This window comes from Streptococcus sinensis, assembly GCF_000767835.1.
Taxonomy (GTDB): domain Bacteria; phylum Bacillota; class Bacilli; order Lactobacillales; family Streptococcaceae; genus Streptococcus; species Streptococcus sinensis.
In genome coordinates, this window is sequence record NZ_JPEN01000074.1 from 21,709 (window position 1) to 38,828 (window position 17,120).

At 43.3% G+C, this 17,120-nt stretch carries 17 protein-coding genes; all 17 read right to left on the bottom strand.

Translation table 11 applies throughout. The features are described from left to right. Nucleotides 1-3: 3 nt before the first annotated feature. Nucleotides 4-744 (bottom strand): acyl-[acyl-carrier-protein] thioesterase, encoded by a 741-nt coding sequence (locus tag SSIN_RS06570; RefSeq protein ID WP_037617116.1) that lies wholly within the window; start codon nt 742-744, stop codon nt 4-6. Between the two features lie 3 nt (nt 745-747). Continuing rightward, the gene (gene hemW / locus SSIN_RS06575) at nt 748-1,878 is read right to left on the bottom strand and encodes a radical SAM family heme chaperone HemW (RefSeq protein ID WP_037617118.1); all 1,131 of its coding nucleotides are present in this window, start codon (nt 1,876-1,878) and stop codon (nt 748-750) included. A 117-nt stretch (nt 1,879-1,995) separates the two neighbouring features. After that, nucleotides 1,996-2,958: an aminoglycoside phosphotransferase family protein gene (locus SSIN_RS06580; protein WP_037617120.1), complete on the bottom strand. Its 963-nt coding sequence runs from the start codon at nt 2,956-2,958 to the stop codon at nt 1,996-1,998. Between the two features lie 65 nt (nt 2,959-3,023). Then, complete coding sequence (proC, locus tag SSIN_RS06585; RefSeq protein WP_037617122.1) at nt 3,024-3,824, bottom strand: pyrroline-5-carboxylate reductase; 801 nt, start codon at nt 3,822-3,824, stop codon at nt 3,024-3,026. Nucleotides 3,825-3,826: 2 nt separating this feature from the next. Continuing rightward, nucleotides 3,827-5,089 carry a glutamate-5-semialdehyde dehydrogenase gene (locus SSIN_RS06590; RefSeq protein ID WP_037617247.1) on the bottom strand — a complete coding sequence of 421 codons (1,263 nt, stop codon included), beginning with the start codon at nt 5,087-5,089 and terminating at the stop codon, nt 3,827-3,829. 126 nt (nt 5,090-5,215) lie between these two features. Next, on the bottom strand, nt 5,216-6,325 hold the full coding sequence (gene proB / locus SSIN_RS06595) for a glutamate 5-kinase (protein ID WP_037617124.1): 1,110 nt from the start codon (nt 6,323-6,325) through the stop codon (nt 5,216-5,218). A 115-nt stretch (nt 6,326-6,440) separates the two neighbouring features. Then, nucleotides 6,441-7,337: an RluA family pseudouridine synthase gene (locus SSIN_RS06600; RefSeq protein ID WP_037617126.1), complete on the bottom strand. Its 897-nt coding sequence runs from the start codon at nt 7,335-7,337 to the stop codon at nt 6,441-6,443. Then, nucleotides 7,327-7,788 carry a signal peptidase II gene (lspA, locus tag SSIN_RS06605; protein WP_037617128.1) on the bottom strand — a complete coding sequence of 154 codons (462 nt, stop codon included), beginning with the start codon at nt 7,786-7,788 and terminating at the stop codon, nt 7,327-7,329. Before lspA ends, SSIN_RS06600 begins: the two co-directional genes overlap by 11 nt. Continuing rightward, the gene (locus SSIN_RS06610; RefSeq protein WP_037617130.1) at nt 7,785-8,693 is read right to left on the bottom strand and encodes a LysR family transcriptional regulator; all 909 of its coding nucleotides are present in this window, start codon (nt 8,691-8,693) and stop codon (nt 7,785-7,787) included. The genes lspA and SSIN_RS06610 overlap by 4 nt, the downstream gene beginning before the upstream one ends. Before the next feature lie 654 nt (nt 8,694-9,347). Next, on the bottom strand, nt 9,348-10,304 hold the full coding sequence (locus SSIN_RS06615; RefSeq protein WP_037617134.1) for an ABC transporter permease: 957 nt from the start codon (nt 10,302-10,304) through the stop codon (nt 9,348-9,350). 1 nt (nt 10,305) lies between these two features. After that, a complete protein-coding gene (locus tag SSIN_RS06620; protein WP_037617136.1) occupies nt 10,306-11,400 on the bottom strand; it encodes an ABC transporter permease in 1,095 nt (364 codons plus the stop codon). Nucleotides 11,401-11,413: 13 nt separating this feature from the next. After that, nucleotides 11,414-12,928 (bottom strand): ABC transporter ATP-binding protein, encoded by a 1,515-nt coding sequence (locus SSIN_RS06625; RefSeq protein ID WP_037617138.1) that lies wholly within the window; start codon nt 12,926-12,928, stop codon nt 11,414-11,416. A 136-nt stretch (nt 12,929-13,064) separates the two neighbouring features. Then, nucleotides 13,065-14,120, bottom strand: a complete 1,056-nt coding sequence (locus tag SSIN_RS06630) for a BMP family lipoprotein (protein WP_037617141.1) — start codon at nt 14,118-14,120, stop codon at nt 13,065-13,067. Nucleotides 14,121-14,191: 71 nt separating this feature from the next. After that, complete coding sequence (locus SSIN_RS06635) at nt 14,192-14,581, bottom strand: cytidine deaminase (protein WP_037617142.1); 390 nt, start codon at nt 14,579-14,581, stop codon at nt 14,192-14,194. Next, nucleotides 14,568-15,230: a deoxyribose-phosphate aldolase gene (deoC, locus tag SSIN_RS06640; protein ID WP_037617144.1), complete on the bottom strand. Its 663-nt coding sequence runs from the start codon at nt 15,228-15,230 to the stop codon at nt 14,568-14,570. Before deoC ends, SSIN_RS06635 begins: the two co-directional genes overlap by 14 nt. 17 nt (nt 15,231-15,247) lie before the next feature. Continuing rightward, complete coding sequence (locus SSIN_RS06645; protein ID WP_037617146.1) at nt 15,248-16,525, bottom strand: pyrimidine-nucleoside phosphorylase; 1,278 nt, start codon at nt 16,523-16,525, stop codon at nt 15,248-15,250. Nucleotides 16,526-16,527: 2 nt separating this feature from the next. Then, complete coding sequence (locus SSIN_RS06650) at nt 16,528-17,115, bottom strand: class I SAM-dependent methyltransferase (protein WP_037617148.1); 588 nt, start codon at nt 17,113-17,115, stop codon at nt 16,528-16,530. Nucleotides 17,116-17,120: the final 5 nt, after the last annotated feature.

Here is a 17,120-nt window from a genome sequence, read left to right on the forward strand (position 1 = left end):
TTCCTAATTCTCTTGTTTAAACTCTTGCCAGGTCACCAAAGCCTGAGCATTGACTTCGCCGTCACTGGAAATTTGGTGATTGCTCTGCAGGCCTTCTAGATCATAGCTAGAAGTAATCATTCCGCCTGGTCGGACTTCCTTGACATACTTGAGATGGACTTTCTTAGGAATGTGCTGGGTGAGGAAGTCTGCCCCCATGACCTCAAAGATCCAGTCCAGATACTTGCTATTGTTGACATGTCCGTTCATATCCAAGTCGTAAAAGCGCACATGGTAGTCTTTGCTGACAGGATTTTCCAAGTATGGATACTTGGGACCGCGCAGCATTTTTTTTGAAAATTCGGACTGATAAGGAGCCACAAGCTCTGGTTCCACAGCATGTACCTTTCGGCTATCCCGATCCATGAGAACAAAGGTCGCCATCATCTTGATAATGGCTTCACCTGCTTCATCAAAGATTGTGAAGCTCCGGTAGCAAAAGAGCCGATTGTAGGTCAAAGCTTCTGTTTCAATGGTAATTTCCTCTGCAAAGCGTGGTAGTCGAGTCACATCAATATCATAGTCCGTGATAATCCAGACTAGATTATACTGCTCCAGCATATCCTTGTCACTGACGCCAAGCTCAATCGACTGCATCCCCGATACCTGCAAGGACAGCAGGATAACATCCGGCAGCTTGATATGGCCATTCATATCTGCCATATCAAAAGGAATTTTCATTTTCATTTGATAAGTTAAGCCCATGATTTACTCCAATATAAATTTCTCAGCAACCGTATCGCCCAAAAAGAGGCCTTGTTTGGTCATGCGCACGATATCTCTGTCTGGCACTAGCAAGCCCTGCTCAGTCAGATCAGACACAACAGCTCCGTACTGGTCTTCAAAGGAGCGTCCGAATTTTTCCTCAAAACGTTTTTTGGAAACACCAGATTTCTTCCGAAGACCCAGAAACATTTCTTCTTCCATCTTTTCTTTCAGCGTCAGCACTTCTTCCTGCACACGAGCATGGCCCGCTTCCACCGCCTGCAGATAATGGCGAATCGGCCCGTGGTTTTTATAGCGAACACCATCGACATAGCCAGACGCTCCCGCTCCAATACCATAATATTCCGCATTGTCCCAGTACATGAGATTGTGGCGGCTCTCAAAGCCTGGTTTGGAAAAGTTTGAAATCTCATAATGCTCAAAGCCGGCCTTTTCCAGCTCAGCTATAATGTAGTCAAACATCTCCGCTTCCAAGTCTTCCTTGGGCAGAGGCAACTTCCCTCGACGCATCCGATTCATGAAGACCGTGTGATTTTCCAAAATCAAGCTGTACAAACTCATGTGAGGAATGTCTAGGGCAATGGCCTTGGCTACATTGATTTTCACATCTTCCATGGTCTGCTTGGGCAGGGCATAGATCAGATCAATCGAGATATTGTCAAAACCTGCTTTTTTGAGATTTGTAATATTCTCATAGATGTCTTTTTCCAGGTGACTGCGGCCAATCTGCTTGAGCATGCGGTCATTGAAAGTCTGTACACCCAGCGAAACCCGATTGACAGGCGAGTCTTTAAGTACAGCAATCTTCTCCTGATCCAAATCCCCAGGATTGGCTTCAATGGTCAGCTCTTCTAGATAAGATAAATCTAGCTTGTCCGTTAGCTTTTCCAACAAAAAGGCTAGTTGAGGAGCCGATAGAGCCGTCGGAGTCCCTCCACCGATATAGAGGGTACGGAGCTTTTTGATGTCGTAAGAATCATACTCCTCAATCAAATGCTCCAGATAAGAATCTACTGGCTGATTTTTGATAAAAACCTTGGAAAAATCGCAGTAATAACAAATCTGAGTACAAAAAGGAATGTGCACATAGGCAGAAGTTGGTTTAGTTTGCATAGTAAGATTATAACATAAATCACAAAGACAAGCGGGAGAAATGTTGAATTAATAAGGTTCAAATCATAGTCGCCAAATCCTCTATCTCCCTCTTTAAATACTTTCAATAAGGAAGTATTATTCAGTAATTTTCGATATGAGAAAATTAATCATTGCTTCTTCTTTGTTGAATTTTTCTTTTTGATACTTGATTAAGCCAGCTTCTTTTAGATTTTCATTCAGATAATACAAATGAATATCTAAAAATCGCTGCAAGGTATAACAAAAACAAACGGTTTTATCGATGGGTCTGGAATAATATTTAAAAAACTGATTTAGCATTTCTTCATATTTTGACTTTTCAACTTTCTGCAGGATTCCCCAAAATAAGGTTCCAATATCCTCTTCAGGCAATGAATATCTGCAATCTCCAAAATCCAATATGGCTACTTCCTTTTCGCAAAGCAGTAAATTTTCATCATGTAAGTCGTTATGAATAAAAATATTCCTCTTCTCAGACTTCATTGACTTCAATGCTTTTGTGTTCTCTTGAAATATTTTCCACAATGCCTGATAGCCTGGAACAATTCTTTCAAGCTGAGGATTGTAAGAAAAAGTTCTGAAATGTAGAGAAGAAATCAAGTCGTCATAAAAGTGGACTCTTTCAAATGTCATCATATATCTCTGAGAAAATTCATGTATGTTTGCTAATTTTCGAGCAAGTTCAGACAGATTAGAGGAAGAGAAAGTCATTCGTTCACCTCTTAAATAAGGATATTTCAGAAAAAAGAGACTTCCATCCTTCACATCCAGCCGATGAATGAACTTCCCATCTGGAAAAGACAGATACCGAAGCGGATTTAACTTGTTCTCGTATAAAGTATTGACAAAATACACTTCTCTTTCTAGATACGGAAAGGCTTGCGAAAAAATTGGCGAACTTTCGGCCAAATAAAGCACACGAACCACCAACTGGCCATCGAGCAAATAATTTAGATTTTCACTGCCTTTTGAGAGTTGAGAAATCTGGCAATCATGACCATACCACTTATGAAGATTATTCAAGATAAAATTTTCATCTGCAAATTGTTGAAAGAACATAATTTCTCCTCTGATTTGACTACCAACTTATACAAAATCTACCAGCTTAAAACTGGTAGATTTCTTTATTTTCCCAACTCCTGCGTCCTCTTGTAGGCAGCTTGAACGGCATCCATGACCGTTCCTCGAAAGGCATTTTCTTCCAGACTGGCTACCCCAGCGATGGTCGAACCGGCCGGACTGCAGACCTGATCTTTGAGCAGAGCAGGATGTTGCCCACTGACCTGACTTAGCTTAGCAGCACCCAAGAGGGTCTGATTGGCTAGCTGCAGGGATATATCGCGACTGAGTCCTGCTCGGACACCTGCATCCGCTAAAGCCTCTATAAAGAGATAGACGAAAGCTGGTCCACAGCCAGCAAGAGCTGTCGCCGCATCCAACTGCCTTTCCTCTAGTTTGACCAAAAGACCAGCCGAAGACAGAAGTTCCCACAACAAGTCTTCATCCGCTTGATTCGCCTGCTGGGATAAGGCAAAGCTAATAACGCCCTCACCTACGACTACTGGAGTATTAGGCATTATCCGAATCCAACGATGGTGGCTAGGTGTTAATCTTTCCAATATTTCCAAAGGCAGACCTGCAGCCATCGAAACCAGCAGAAGAGAATTCCGTTTTTCTAGAATTTCCTGATACTCAGCCAGCAAGTCAGCAAATTGAGCTGGTTTGATACCTAGAAAAATCACCTCTGCCTGAGAAAAAACTTCTGCATTACTGACCGGCTGGCCACCAACTTCCGCAGCAATCTTTTCAGCCTTGTCACGACTGCGATTAGCCAGGAGTAATTCGCTTCTAAATCTTCCATCTTGGGCAACTAGGCGAGCGAGACTGCCGCCCATATTTCCCAGACCGATAAATCCAATTTTCATCTTTATTTCCTCACTTGACCAGTCCCTTGGATGATGTACTTATAGCTGGTCAGCTCTTTCAGACCCATAGGCCCTCTGGCATGCAGTTTTTGAGTAGAAATCCCCATTTCGCAGCCAAGGCCAAATTGACCGCCGTCTGTAAAGCGGGTTGAAGCATTGACATAAACTGCTGCGCTATCCACCTGCTCTGTGAAGTAAGCTGCCGCTGCATCGCTCTCCGTCACAATAGCATCCGAGTGATGAGTACTGTGGGCTTCGATATGCTCTACCGCTTCTTCCAGCGAGGAAACCAACTTGACCGCTAAGATATAGTCCAAGAATTCGGTGTCAAAATCTTCTGGTCTAGCTTGCGAGCCCGAGATATACTGAGCTGCTTTCTCATCCAAACGTAATTCAACAGAGGTTTCTTGCGCAGCCTCACGATCTGTCACCAGCATCTTCTGCAAACGTGGCAAAAAGTCAGCTGCAATCTCTTCGTGAACCAGCAGTACTTCCATGGCATTGCAGACAGAAGGGCGACTGGTCTTAGCATTCTCAATAATCGTCAAAGCCTTATCTTGATCAGCATCCTTATCTACATAGACATGGACAATTCCAGTACCTGTCTCAATCACTGGCACAGTCGCATTTTCCACGACCGCCTGAATCAGTCCCGCACCACCACGAGGAATGAGCAAATCCAGATAGCCCTTGGCCTTCATCATAGCCTTGGCGGAAGCCCGACTGGTATCAGAAACCAACTGGATACAATCTGGCGAAATCTTGGTCTGAGTCAAACCTTTTTTCAAAGCTGTGACAATTGCTAGCGCTGTCTGATAGGCATCCTTACCGCTTCTGAGGACGACTGCGCTACCACTCTTTAGCGCTAAAGCCGCAGCGTCAGAGGTTACATTGGGCCGGCTTTCATAGATAATACCAATCACCCCCATGGCAACTCGCTTTTTGCTGATGATAAGCCCATTCTCAAGCTGGGTTGTTTCCAAGACTTGGCCTACAGGATCTTCCAAGCCAATCAGCTGACGAATACCTTCTGCCATGGCAGCAATGCGATCCTCATTCAGATAGAGGCGGTCCAGCATCACATCTGAAATCCTACCTTTAGCTGCGGTCATATCTGCTGCATTGGCTGCTAAAATATCCGCACGAGAAAGCCAGAGATGGTTTGCCATTTCTTCCAAAGCATGGTTTTTCTCAGCAGTTGTGGCTGTGTTTACCGTCTTCTTAACCTTCTGAACCTTTTCAAAAATTGCTTGTGTTGAGGTCATAACGATTCCTTTCGTAAAATACAAAGGCTGTTTCAATAGTTCAAGGAACTGTTGAAAATTGCGAATAAAGAAAGCTTCGCTTTCCTTCACTAAACATTTTCTTTAAGTCGTGTTCAACTTTAACTTCTAAAATTCTGAGAACAGCTCATCCAACTCCGGCGTCAGAGAGATCCAGTCATCCCGATGAATGACGACACCTTTAGGTTTATTTGACTTGAGCATATCCCTGAGAGCTGACTTGCCAAAGCGCACACGCCCTTTACCAAGAATAGCTCCACTACCTTCCTCATAAACTGTCACCGTATCCTGATAGGCAAAGCTACCCGATACTAAGACAAGACCAGATACCAACAAACTTTTTCCCTTATTTCTGAGAGCATCAGCTGCTCCCTGGTCTACATAGATTTCCCCTTGACTTTTAGCGTAGAAAGCCAGCCATTGCTTCTGCGTTTTTAGCCCCTTTTCCTGTGCCAAAAAGAGACTACCATCCTTGGTTTCCTCCGCAGCTTCCAGCAGAGCATCCGTCTTGAGCGAGGAGCAGATATAGACCGGAACTCCAGACATGGTCGCCAAAGTTGCTGCTTTGATCTTGGTCAGCATGCCGCCAGTTCCATTGCTCGTTCCTGCACCGCCTGCCATATCAATCAGCTCAGAGCTAATCTTCTCAATCTTTTCAAGCCGACGAGCATCTGGATTAGCAGAGGGATTGGCCGTGTAAAGTCCGTCTACATCAGTCAGAAGCACCAAGAGGTCCGCCTGAACCATAGCCGCTACCTGCGCACTCAGTGTATCATTATCCCCGACCTTGAGCTCCTCAATAGCCACCGTGTCATTTTCATTGATGATAGGAATAGCTCCGCGATTCAACAAGACAGACAAGGCCTGATGGGCATTCTTGTACCGACGCTTATCTGCAAAATCATCCTGGGTCAAAAGAATCTGAGCAGAAATGATTTGTTTCAAAAGAAGATTGGTTGTATATTCCTCCAAAAGCAAACCCTGTCCAACAGCAGCTGATGCCTGTTTATCCGCCACCTTGGTTGGTCGCTTTTTAAAGCCCAGAGAAGAAAAACCTGCCGCAATAGCTCCTGATGAGACCAAGATTAACTCATGTCCTGCCTCATGCAAGAGAGCCAACTGCCGAGTGATTTCCTTTACCTTGGCGCGTGACAGACTGCCATCTGCGTTTGTCAATGACGAAGTCCCCACCTTAAATACGATTCGCTTTGCTTTCATTTCCTTTTCCTTCACTGCTAGATTGTCTTATTATACCACGATTTACAGAAAATAAAAACGACCGCGATTGAAGCGGTCAAAGGAAAATTTGTATTTTAACAATGAACAAACCTACCTACTCTTGTCGTAGCTTTTCCAAAATTTCTTGGAAAATGGCTGGCGCTTCAGCTGTAAATTCCAGCACCTCCCCAGTTCGAGGATGGGTGAACCCCAGCGTTCGCGCGTGCAGAAATTGGCCATGTCCTTTTAAGGTCTTACGCGGTCCATAGACCTCGTCGCCAGCTACAGGATGTCCGATGTAGGCCATGTGGACGCGGATCTGATGAGTCCGTCCCGTTTCCAGTTGAAGCTCAACCAGAGTATAGTCACCAAAGCGATCCAAGACTTGGAAACGCGTCAGAGCCGGCTTACCTTTTGCCGTTACAGCTTGCTTCTTGCGGTCTTTTTCACTGCGGCCAATCGGCGCTTCAATGACTCCACGATCATTAGGCAGATTTCCATGAACAATAGCCCAATACTTACGTAGGGATTTCTTATCCTTGAGCTCATCAGCCAGAGCCACATGGGCTTGGTCATTTTTTGCAATCATGAGAAGTCCTGAAGTATCCTTGTCGATCCGATGGACAATCCCCGGCCGGAGAACTCCGTTGATGCCAGACAAGTCCTTGATATGATACATAAGAGCGTTGACTAGTGTACCGCTAGTATGGCCTGCAGAAGGATGAACCACCATGCCTTGAGGCTTGTTGACGACGGCTACATCCTCATCCTGATAGACGATTTCTAGCGGAAGAGCCTCTGCTACATACTCTACCTCTTCTAGCTCTGGCACTTCATAGCTGATGACATCACCTTCTTTGACAGCATACTTGGCTTTTTTGGCTTGTCCATTGACCAAAATCTGACCATTTTTTATCTGCTCATTGGCCAAACTGCGTGACAACTCAGTGAAATCCGCCACCGCCTTATCCAAACGTAGACCGGCGGCCACTGCATCAATTTTAAATTCCATCTTTTTCTTCCTTCAAAATAACCAATAACAAAATCGCTACTCCAACAGTCAGGTACATATCTGCTACATTAAAAATAGCAAAATTCACAAAATCCAACTGGAACATATCCACTACAAATCCCTGTTGAATCCGATCAATAAAATTCCCCAATCCACCAGCTATAACCAGGATCAGCCCAGACAGCATCCATTTGGACGCTTGAATATTCTTAATCAAATACCAAATAGCCGCTCCAATCACGATACAAGTGACTAACGCAAAAAACCACTGCTGATTTTCCATTATAGAAAAGGCGGCACCGGTATTTTGCAGATAGGTCAAACTGACAAGTTTAGGAATAAACTTCCTGACCTGGCCTAAGGAAAAATTGGAGACAATATAATACTTGACTGCCTGATCAAGGACAATCAAGAGAATAACTAAAAAAGGAATGGCAATCTTTCGTTTCATACTTCTCTTTTCTGTGCAAAATATTCTTTCATAACAGCTACAAAGGCTTCCCCGACTGGGCTTAGCTCTACTTCTTCTCGCTTGACATAGACCATACGATTGTCTAGATCATCTTTCAGTTTAATGACAGTAATCCCATTTACACTATCGCTGTCCAAGAAACCGGAACCTGTTGCATAAGCATCCGTTCTCTCCAAAATCCCATTCAGCGTAGCCCGATCCGTCACATTAAACATCTGTGAACTGTCGCTGGTATCAACAAAGTTCTCCGAATAGTAGAGATATTCATCCTTTTCCTGAGTGAAGCGAACCGTCGGCAAATCTGCCAAGTCTTCCATGACTAGCTCCTCCTTTTGAGTCAAAGGATGTTCCTCTCGCAAGTAAATGTGGGTCTGGAAAGGAATCAGCTCAATGACCTCCAAGCCTAGCTTTTCTATCCGCTGCATGATGCCCTTGCTATTCTGATTGTTGAGATAAATAATCCCAATCTCGCTGTGGCCTTGGGCTACCTCGTCCAAGATCTGCACGGTCGTAGACTCGAAAATCCGAAAATTCTTGTAGTCAGGATAACTCTGAGAAAACTCCGTAATCAAAGGCGGCAAAAAGTCATAGTGCTGACTAGCAATGGAAAATTCATTTTTTTCCTCTTCAGGATTGGCATATTGATTTTGGAAAACATCGAAGCCTTTGACCAATTCCTGAGCTCTCTCGTAAAATTCCATGCCACGCCGAGTCAGAAAGGTCCCGCTGCTCGTTCGGCGGAAAATCTTAAATCCCAGCTCCTTTTCCAAATCTCGCACCGCGATAGATAGGCTGGGTTGACTGACATACATCTTTTCTGCTGCTTCGCGAAAGGTCCCACTGTTGGCAATGGCCACCACATAACGCAATTGTTGAATATTCATTGTTAAAACCTTCTTTACATATCTTTTAATTATATCACAAGTTCATTTAAATAAACAAATTCTTGATACATCCACACGATGAAAAGATAGTTTTCAGATAACGGTCTCAGCTTTGAAAATGATGTCTCTTAATTCATGGTTAATACAATTAATTTTGCAGACTGATAAAAGTCTAAGGGATAGTTAAAAAACCAAACACAAGTTAGCAGAGATTTTTCTTTGATTTTCTCCGTCTGTATAACAGGAGCTGAACACTGGGAGAGCATAGAAGACTTCTGTCTGATATTTGAATACGTTGAATCAGTTTAGCTTAGCTGCCTTAAAAAAGTTAGATCTTTAGGAAAAGATTGGTCTGTAGCGAAAAATATCATTTGAACATGATTTATGAAACATATAAAACTGTTTGATGTAACAAATAGGGATTCACAAATTTATCCAGAAGAAACTCTCATGCATTTGTTCTGGAAATCCACTTTAACGAATGGATAAAAAAATCTATTATTCTTAACATGAGAATAATGGATTTTAATAGGTATTTGTCCCCAAAAACATTATTTTGGGCTAATTAATAAGTTTATTTCATCATCATTCACATTGAAACTTGGTAATCTTTTCGTCATGCCTCATCCAAGCGACAGATTTCTCTTTTGATGATTACTTAGACTTGATATAGTTGATACCATCTGCTTTCGGAGCAACAGCTTTACCAAAGAAGGCTGCCAGGACAACAATTGTCAAAACATAAGGCGCAATCTGCAGATAAACTGTCGGTACCTTTGAAAGGAGAGGCAACTGATTTCCGATAACCGCCAAACTTTGGGAAGCTCCAAAGAAGAGACTTGCCAACATAGCGCCGATAGGACTCCACTTACCAAAAATCATGGCTGCCAAGGCGATAAAGCCTGGTCCTACAATGGTTGTTACAGCAAAGTTAACAGAGATAGACTGAGCATAAATAGCTCCACCAATACCGCCGAGCAAACCAGAAATCATGACACCGCAATAGCGCATGAGGTAAACATTGATTCCAAGTGTATCTGCTGCCTGAGGATGCTCTCCTACTGAGCGAAGACGAAGTCCAAATTTTGTCTTAAACATGATAAACCAAGCGAAGAAAGAGAAGGCAACGGCCAAATATCCCATCAAACTTGTGTGTTTGAAGAAAATTTCTCCTATGACTGGAATATCAGACAAAATAGGAAAATCAAATTTACCAAATGAACGCTGAATATTGTCTGTTTGTCCCTTGTTATAGATAGCTTTTACAAGAAAGACTGCCAAGGCTGGTGCTAGCAAATTTAGAACCGTACCACTGACAACGTGGTCTGCGCGGAAGTTAATGGTTGCTACAGCATGGATAAGAGAGAAGAGCACTCCGACCAAACCAGCAGCAAACAAAGAAAGCCACGGAGTCAAGCTACCCAAGCTACTTTCGAAGGTCAGGTTAAAGAGAACACCTGTAAATGCTCCCATTACCATGATACCTTCCAAGCCGACGTTGACGACTCCAGCATGCTCTGAATAAGCTCCACCGATACTTGTAAAAATCAAGGGAGCCGCATAAATCAGCATAGATGATACCAATAAACCTAATATCGTTACAATACTCATCCTAGTTTCCTCCCTTCACTTTGTCAGCTTCTTGCTTATTATTTTTAAACAATTCAAAGATTGTCTTACCAGTCAAACGCTCAATCAGGTAATGAGCGCTGACAAAGAAGATGATAGAAGCTGTTACAATATTGACCAATTCTGTCGGAATCTGAGCCACGTTCATACCTGGCGCACCGACACTCAAAACCGCAAAGAGGAAGGCTGCAAAAAGGATACCAATTGGAGAGTTGGTCGCCAAAAGACTTACCGCCATACCATTGAATCCGACACTCAGAGAACCACCTTGTACAAAGACGTTCTGATAAGTACCCAATCCTTCTACGACTCCTCCAAGTCCTGCAAGAGCGCCAGAAATAATCATGGACAAGATAATGGTACGTTTAGAAGACATCCCTGCATACTCAGATGCATTTGGGTTAAGACCTACAGCACGGATTTCAAAACCAAGCGTTGTTTTCTTAAGCATATACCAAATCAGCACGACTGCAATCAAGGCAAAGAAAATACCGATGTTCATCCGAGAATTAGCAGTCAGACTTCTTAGCCACTCTGTCTGATAAATGGCATTAGCACCGACACGTTTACTAGAGTCAACACTCTGCATCACAGATTTTGGAAAACTATGGATAAAAGCATTTCCGACGAAGAGAACGATATAGTTCATCATAATCGTTACAATAACTTCACTCGTTCCCAAATAAGCACGAAGAATCCCTGGAATAGCTCCCACAATACCGCCAGACACTGCTGCAATGACTACAGTTGCCAATAACATCAGCGGACGAGGCAAATCAGGGAAGGAAAGGGCAAACCAACCAGCCATAATCCATCCGGCCAAGGCTTGTCCTGGAAGTCCGACGTTGAAGAATCCAGCACGACTAGCTACGGCAAAGCCCAAACCAATGAGAATCAGAGGTCCCATCGCACGAGAAATCTCACCTAAACTTCTTAAAGAGCCAAAAGCTGTTTTAAAGAGGGATTCATATCCCCAGATAGCATCATAGCCAAAGATAGCCATGACAATCGCTCCCAATAAAATCCCTAGAATAACAGAGATTAAGGGAACCGCGATCTGCTGTGTTTTCTTAGACATTTGAATCTCCCTTCTAAATCTTACCGCCGGCCATGAGAATACCAAGCTCTTGCTTATTGGTCTCCTCAGGAGTCACAATCCCTTGAATCTTACCATCGTGGATAACCGCAATTCTGTCAGAAACATTAAGGATTTCATCTAACTCAAAGCTAACAACAAGGACAGCCTTACCTCGACTGCGTTCTTCAATCAAGCGTTTATGGATGTACTCAATTGCTCCGACATCAAGTCCACGAGTTGGCTGACTAACAATCAACAAATCTGGATCACGGTCTACTTCCCGAGCGATGATAGCCTTCTGCTGGTTTCCTCCTGAAAGGGCTGAAGCAGGTACATATTCGCTAGCCGCCCGTACGTCAAACTCTTTCATTAGCTTACGCGCATAAGAGTAAATATTATTGTAGTTCAAGATGCCGTTTTTACTGAGCGGTTCCTTGTAGTAAGTCTGCAAAGCAATATTTTCAGAAATAGACATAGCCAACACCAAACCATCACGATGGCGGTCTTCAGGTACGTGGCTAACCTTCATTTCGGTAATCTGCCGTGGTCTCTTACCGACGACAGACTGGTTCTTGATCAAGATATCACCCGAACTTGTTTTTCTGAGCCCTGTAATAGCCTGAATCAACTCGGTCTGACCATTTCCGTCAATTCCTGCAATCCCAACGATTTCACCTGCACGAACATCCAGAGAAAGTCCTTTAACAGCTGGAACACCACGATTTTCTTCAACAACAAGATTCTTGATTGAAAGGACCGTTTCTTGTGGATTAGAAGGCTCTTTCTCAGTCTTAAAGGAAACGGAACGTCCTACCATCATTTCAGCCAAATCTTGGTTAGTAGCACCAGCGATTTCAACTGTTTCAATGGATTTTCCTCGACGAATAACAGTCACTCGGTCAGAAACTGCACGAATTTCATCCAACTTATGGGTAATGAGAATGATGGATTTTCCTTCTTTGACCAAGTTCTTCATGATTTTCATCAATTCATCAATCTCAGCTGGCGTCAAAACGGCTGTCGGTTCGTCAAAGATCAGAATGTCTGCGCCACGGTATAGGGTCTTGAGGATTTCAACACGTTGTTGGGCTCCAACAGAAATATCCTCAATCTTGGCAGAAGGATCGACCGACAAACCATATTTCTTAGACAAACGATTAATTTCTTGCGTAGCGCGTTTCAAGTCTAAGATACCATTTTTTGTAAGCTCACTTCCGAGAATGATATTTTCAGCAACAGTGAAGGCTTCCACAAGCATAAAGTGCTGATGCACCATTCCGATACCAAGTGAGGCTGCCTTTGATGGAGAGTCCAGCTTAACTGGCTTTCCATTGACTACAATCTCACCACTAGTCGGCTCAAGCAGGCCGGCCAACATATTCATCAAGGTTGACTTCCCGGCACCATTTTCTCCTAAAAGGGCGTGAATCTCACCCTTTCGGAGTTGCAAATTGATTTTATCATTGGCTACAAATTCACCGAAAATTTTGGTAATTTCTCGCATTTCAATGACATTTTCATGTGTCATGGCTCTTTCCTTTCCAGAATTTCATTTTATGTCGATCAAACCTCGTCGGACTCATATCCTAGTAGGCCTAATCGATGCAAAGGCGTCAGAACTGAAAAATGAGCGACCCAAGTAGGTCGGATCGCTCAGCATTCAATTATTTATCAGGAACTGTGATACTTCCGTCAAGGATTTTAGCTTTCGCTTCTTCAACAGCTTTTTTAGCATCTTCAGAAAGATTAGTTGTTGTCAAATCAACACCGCCGTCTTTCAAACCAAAGGTTACTGTTTTACCACCTGGGAATTTACCTTTAGCAGTTTGATTAGCGATGTCTTGGACAGTCTTACCAACTTGTTTCAAGCTTGATGCCAAAACAAAGTTAGACTCTTTACCATCCTTAGACTTGTATTTACCTTCTTCAGTTTGGTCACGGTCAACACCAAGTACCCAAACTTTTTCATCTTCATTTTTCTTCTCGTTCAAGTCTTTTGCTTCAGAGAAAACACCTGCACCAGTTCCACCAGCAACTTGGTAAACCACATCTGCACCTGCAGCATATTGAGCAGCAGCAATTGTCTTACCTTTAGCAGCATCACCGAATGAGCCAGCATAGTCTACTTGAATCTTGATAGATGGGTCAACTGATTTCACACCAGCTTCAAAACCTTTTTCAAAACGTGTGATAACTGCGCCTTCTATACCACCTACGAAACCAACTTGTTTTGTTTTAGTCGTTTTAGCAGCAGCAACACCTGCAAGGTAAGCAGCTTCATTATCCGCAAAAACAGCTGAAGTAACATTCTTTTGGCCTTCAATCACATCATCGACGATAACGTAGTTAATCTCTGCATTGTCTTTTGCTGCAGATTCAACGGCATCACGAAGGGCAAAACCGATACCAAATACTAGTTTATAACCATCCGTAGCAGCTTGGTTTAGGTTGTTCGCGTATTGTGACTCATCGTTAGATTGGTAGTAAGTGTAGCCATTGTCTTTAGACAGACCGTTTTCTTTACCCCAAGCTTGGATACCTTCCCAAGCTGACTGGTTAAATGATTTGTCATCTACACCACCAGTATCAGTTACGATAGCAGCTTTTAAATCAGTTTTAGCATTAGAGCTGTCTGATTTAGACGCGCGATTACCACATGCAGCAAGTCCGATTGCCGCGATAGACACTAGACCAAGACCTAGCCATTGTTTCTTGTTCATTTCTGAACCTCCTATATAAGATGTGCAACTTAGTTGCGAGTTTAATTTTGGTCAAACGACCAGCAACAGACTTAAGTTAAGTCTGTAAAAGTGTATGGAAGCAATTCCCCGACCGTCATCACGACCGTCGATTTATCTTTAGCGACCAAAGTCACTGGTAGATCCTTATCAAAAAACTCTGCCATTACTTGGCGGCAGGCACCACAGGGAGAGATTGGTTTTTGAGTCTCTCCATAAATAATCAATTCCTCAAAGTCTAAAATTCCTTCAGAAACAGCTTTAAAAATGGCTGTTCGCTCTGCACAATTGGTCAAGCCGAAACTAGCATTTTCGATATTGACACCTGTGAAAACTTGTCCATTTTTAGCTACTAAAACAGCTCCGACAGGGAAATGAGAGTATGGAACATAGGCATTCTTCGTGGTTTCTACAACTAAATCAATCAAATTAGTAGTCGCCATTAGCCACGTCTCCCTCCATAATCGCTACACCAGCCGAAGTTCCGATCCGAGTCGCACCGGCTTCTATAAAGGCTAGAGCAGCTTCGTAAGAACGGGCACCACCAGAAGCCTTGACCCCCATGTCTGGACCAACTGTTTTTCTCATGAGGGCGACATCTTCGACTGTCGCACCGCCAGTTGAAAATCCTGTAGAGGTCTTAACAAAATCAGCTCCAGCTTTCTGAGCCAGTTGGCAAGCCTTAACCTTTTCCTCATCTGTCAGCAGGCAAGTTTCCAGAATCACCTTGACTAAGGTACCTTTAGCAGTTTCTACAACCGCACGGATATCTTGCTCTACCAAATCATAATCTTTTGATTTCAGAGCACCGACATTGATGACCATATCCACTTCGCCAGCACCTTTTTGGATTGCGTCCTTCGTTTCAAAGGCCTTTACATCGGAAGTGTTGGCGCCCAAAGGAAAACCAATTGGCACACAAACCTTGACATCTGAACCTTTCAGCTGCTCTGCAGCAAACTCTATCCAGGTTGGATTGACACAGATACTGGCAAAATCATAAACTTTTGCTTCTTCAATTAACTTCAGAACCTGCTCTTTTGACGCCTCCGGTTTTAAAAGCGTATGGTCTATATATTTGTTTAACTTCATGTTGGATTCTCCTAGAATTAAGAAATTACCTCGATAATCTCGCTTACTGCAACGCTTTCATTCCCTATTTTAACATTTTTTTGGAATTCTGTAACTAGTTCTTGAGAAATTTTTTCATTTGAATAAATTTTTGCAAAAACTTCTCCAATTTCGACCTTGTCTCCGACCTTCTTTTCAAAAACAATTCCTGTTTCATAATCCAAGTCGTCAGATTTAACTGCCCGTCCTGCTCCCAGTCTCATAGCGAAGAGGCCAAACTCCATAGCTGGTAGTTCTGTGATATAACCTGCCTGAGTAGCTGTTACTTCTACCACGTAAGCTGCTTTCGATGGACGGTATAAATCCTCTACATCACCACCTTGAGCTTGAATCATCTCTTCAAATTTTTTCAGCGCTGCTCCATTAGTCAAATGCTCTCTGATTTCTGGAATCGTTTTCTGAACATTAGCTAAATCAAGCATAATTTGAGCTAGCTCACAAACAAACTCTGTAATATCCGCACGACCTTTTCCTTGAAGAATATCCAAAGCTTCCAAGATTTCTAAACGATTGCCTATGCTAGTGCCCAAAGGCTGACTCATGTCCGTAATAACTGCAACCGTCCTGCGTCCGACCGCCTTGCCCAAGTCAACCATCGTACGAGCCAAGATACGAGCATCCTCCAGATTTTTCATAAAAGCACCCTCACCAACGGTCACATCCAGCAAAATGCTGTCTGCACCAGCGGCGATTTTCTTACTCATCACTGAGCTGGCAATCAAAGGAATCGTATCGACCGTAGCTGTCACATCGCGTAGGGCATAGAGGAGCTTGTCTGCCTTGACTAGCTTGTCTGACTGGCCAATCACAGAAAGACCGATATCTTGAACCTGCTTGATGAAATCTTCCTGACTGCGCTCCACTTGGTAGCCTTTGACAGACTCTAGCTTGTCTATGGTGCCACCCGTATGCCCCAAGCCTCGACCGCTCATCTTGGCAACTGGCACTCCAAAACTAGCTACTAAAGGAGCCAAAATCAAAGTTACCTTATCCCCCACTCCGCCAGTCGAATGCTTATCTACCTTAATCCCTGAAATGGCTGACAGGTCAAACTGCTGGCCTGTCCCCACCATGGTCATGGTCAAATCAGAAATTTCCCTAGTGGTCATTCCTTTAAAATAAACAGCCATGGCAAAGGCAGACATTTGATAATCTGGCACTGTTCCAGCTACATATCCCTCAATCAGCCATTCAATCTCTTGACTGGACAATTCTAGTCCATCTCGTTTCTTTTGAATAATATCAACTGCCCGCATCTTTATTTCACACTCCTTAGGATATAATAGCCTTTGTCCTTCTTGAGAGTCTCGCAGTTGCCAAACACTTCTTCCATCTTAGCTTTAGCACTGGGTGCTCCTTGTTTCTTTTGGATAACAATCGTCAAATCTCCGTCATCCAGCAAATGATTGTAGCTGCCTGAAATAACCTCGTGTACCACCTTTTTACCAGCCCTAATCGGCGGATTACTGATAATATGCTGAAATTTTCCTGTCACATTTTCATAGACATTGGATTGGAAAATCTCGGCAGACACCTGATTCGCTTCCGCATTTTTCCGCGTCAAGTCTAAAGCCCGCTGATTGATATCCACTAGAGTGACCTTTAGAGTCTGCGCTTTAGCCAGGGTCAAGCCCAGAGTTCCGTAGCCACAGCCGACATCCAGTAAGGTTTTTCCTTTTCCAAAATCCAGAGTAGATAAAAGAACTCGACTGCCGTAATCGATCATTTTTTTGCTAAAGACACCAGCATCCGTTAAAAAGGTCATCTGTTGTCCTAATAGTTCCACTTTTAATTCATGAATGTCATGTTTGGCATCCGGATTTTCTGCAAAATACATTTTAGTCATAAAAC

Bases quoted from the DNA above. Each gene is read 5' to 3' on its own strand.
- proC (WP_037617122.1), bottom strand. From the start codon at position 3,824: ATGAAAATTGGATTTATCGGTCTGGGAAATATGGGCGGCAGTCTCGCT.
- SSIN_RS06590 (WP_037617247.1), bottom strand. From the start codon at position 5,089: ATGACCTCAACACAAGCAATTTTTGAAAAGGTTCAGAAGGTTAAGAAG.
- SSIN_RS06610 (WP_037617130.1), bottom strand. From the start codon at position 8,693: ATGAATATTCAACAATTGCGTTATGTGGTGGCCATTGCCAACAGTGGG.
- SSIN_RS06630 (WP_037617141.1), bottom strand. From the start codon at position 14,120: ATGAACAAGAAACAATGGCTAGGTCTTGGTCTAGTGTCTATCGCGGCA.
- hemW (WP_037617118.1), bottom strand. From the start codon at position 1,878: ATGCAAACTAAACCAACTTCTGCCTATGTGCACATTCCTTTTTGTACT.
- SSIN_RS06620 (WP_037617136.1), bottom strand. From the start codon at position 11,400: ATGTCTAAGAAAACACAGCAGATCGCGGTTCCCTTAATCTCTGTTATT.
- proB (WP_037617124.1), bottom strand. From the start codon at position 6,325: ATGAAAGCAAAGCGAATCGTATTTAAGGTGGGGACTTCGTCATTGACA.
- SSIN_RS06580 (WP_037617120.1), bottom strand. From the start codon at position 2,958: ATGTTCTTTCAACAATTTGCAGATGAAAATTTTATCTTGAATAATCTT.
- SSIN_RS06645 (WP_037617146.1), bottom strand. From the start codon at position 16,525: ATGCGGGCAGTTGATATTATTCAAAAGAAACGAGATGGACTAGAATTG.
- SSIN_RS06650 (WP_037617148.1), bottom strand. From the start codon at position 17,115: ATGACTAAAATGTATTTTGCAGAAAATCCGGATGCCAAACATGACATT.
- deoC (WP_037617144.1), bottom strand. From the start codon at position 15,230: ATGAAGTTAAACAAATATATAGACCATACGCTTTTAAAACCGGAGGCG.
- SSIN_RS06625 (WP_037617138.1), bottom strand. From the start codon at position 12,928: ATGACACATGAAAATGTCATTGAAATGCGAGAAATTACCAAAATTTTC.
- SSIN_RS06600 (WP_037617126.1), bottom strand. From the start codon at position 7,337: ATGGAATTTAAAATTGATGCAGTGGCCGCCGGTCTACGTTTGGATAAG.
- SSIN_RS06615 (WP_037617134.1), bottom strand. From the start codon at position 10,304: ATGAGTATTGTAACGATATTAGGTTTATTGGTATCATCTATGCTGATT.
- lspA (WP_037617128.1), bottom strand. From the start codon at position 7,788: ATGAAACGAAAGATTGCCATTCCTTTTTTAGTTATTCTCTTGATTGTC.
- SSIN_RS06635 (WP_037617142.1), bottom strand. From the start codon at position 14,581: ATGGCGACTACTAATTTGATTGATTTAGTTGTAGAAACCACGAAGAAT.
- SSIN_RS06570 (WP_037617116.1), bottom strand. From the start codon at position 744: ATGGGCTTAACTTATCAAATGAAAATGAAAATTCCTTTTGATATGGCA.